General features: G+C 37.3%; 1 protein-coding gene and 2 pseudogenes. 2 read left to right on the top strand and 1 reads right to left on the bottom strand.

Going from position 1 to position 1,397, the window contains the following annotated elements:
• Positions 1 to 83: 83 nt before the first annotated feature.
• Positions 84 to 886, bottom strand: a pseudogene (locus tag HMPREF0023_RS17065) (tyrosine-type recombinase/integrase); the annotation flags it as partial.
• A 71-nt stretch (positions 887 to 957) separates the two neighbouring features.
• On the opposite strand from HMPREF0023_RS17065, the pseudogene HMPREF0023_RS16290 reads away from it, so the two are divergent.
• Together HMPREF0023_RS16290 and HMPREF0023_RS09230 are read left to right on the top strand one after the other, a co-directional pair.
• A pseudogene (locus HMPREF0023_RS16290) lies at positions 958 to 1,095 on the top strand (transposase); the annotation flags it as partial.
• Between the two features lie 50 nt (positions 1,096 to 1,145).
• A partial coding sequence (locus HMPREF0023_RS09230; RefSeq protein WP_008941941.1) for a transposase occupies positions 1,146 to 1,397 on the top strand: 252 nt, incomplete at its 3' end.

The following is a 1,397-nucleotide window of genomic DNA, read 5'->3' as shown; positions in this document are numbered from 1 at the left end:
TTTGAAATGCAAAGCGCCCTAATTGAGCTAAATTTAAGGCGTAACTTAGGTAAGTGGTCGACCTAATTCCGTGTCGAGGCATTTCAATTAATGCCATTTCGCACTTGTTGCAAAATCCAATCCTCATATTCTTGTAGTGTTTCTTGTAGCATATCCATAGGTCGTACGATGTAGTGCCTTACAACTAATGCACTTGGTTTATGACCTGATATCTGTGCTAAAGATCCTTCATTGATTTTTGCCCAAATAGCTAACGTTTTATATGATCTCCTCAATCCATGGGGAGTAAGTTCAATATTTAGTTTTTTACATATTTTCTCTAAGCTATCGTAAGGATTGACAATATGACCGCATTTAGCACCCTTACTGCTAAATATGAATTTAGAATCAGAATTTTTCCTTAGTTCTAAAAATAGGCTTTCAACATATGCCGTCAGAGGAATTAGGCGACCTTCATCTTCAATTTTATCTCTAACTTTTGCTGTTTTCCAACGAAAATCGACATCTGTCCATTTTAATGAAAGCAGCTCATTCTTTCTGCAACCAGTGATTAAACTACATATCAAAAAATCGCTATTTTTCTACTAGTTAACTTATTTACCTCTTCAAACCATGGTTTTAGATGCTGTTTCATCAAACAATCATTCTTGGCTTTTGGGGAAGGGACCTTATCTTTAACTTTTTTTGAGTTGTATGATTTTGGAGGCACTAAGTTTTCATAATCCTCGTGTTCCTCGCACCAATTCAGGAAAGCTCGTGTAAGTCTGTATGCTTTAGCTGATGTTGTTGGACGGAAGTCATTGTGATCAAGCCAATCGCAAAATACATCTTCAGTTAATTCAGAAAGTTTGTACTCAAACAGTTGAAAAATGGGTTGACTGGTATAGGTAATCCCCCCTAAAAATAAAAGGAAGTAAAAGTAGAATTTTCTCTTAAGATTAGAGCAGGAGATTCTGCATGAAAACATCTAAATTTACTGACAGTCAGATCATGTCTATTTTGAAACAGGCGGAGTCTGGCACGCCTGTTACTACCCTGTGCCGTGAACATGGCATGAGTAATGCGACTTTCTACAAGTGGCGTGCTAAATATGGCTGAACCGTACCGGGTTTGTCGGAGAGTCAATATTCTGAGAGACTATCCCGATGACAAAATTAAAATATACCCCTGAAATCAGAGAAAGAGCGGTTCAATTATTGATTGAATCTGAAAAAGATTATCCTTCTACTTGGGCTGCAATCACAGCAATTGCGCCTAAGATCGGTTGTACTCCTGAAACACTTCGTGCCTGGCATCAAAAGCATTTAGATCAGCAAAATCCTATTAAAGTACAACAGATATCTGATCAAGAAAAAATGAAGCAAATGGAACGTGAAATTAAAGAATTAAAGCGTGCC

It is taken from the genome of Acinetobacter sp. ATCC 27244, assembly GCF_000156555.1.
Taxonomy (GTDB): Bacteria; Pseudomonadota; Gammaproteobacteria; order Pseudomonadales; family Moraxellaceae; genus Acinetobacter; species Acinetobacter haemolyticus.
This window is presented reverse-complemented; position numbering and strand designations above follow the sequence as displayed.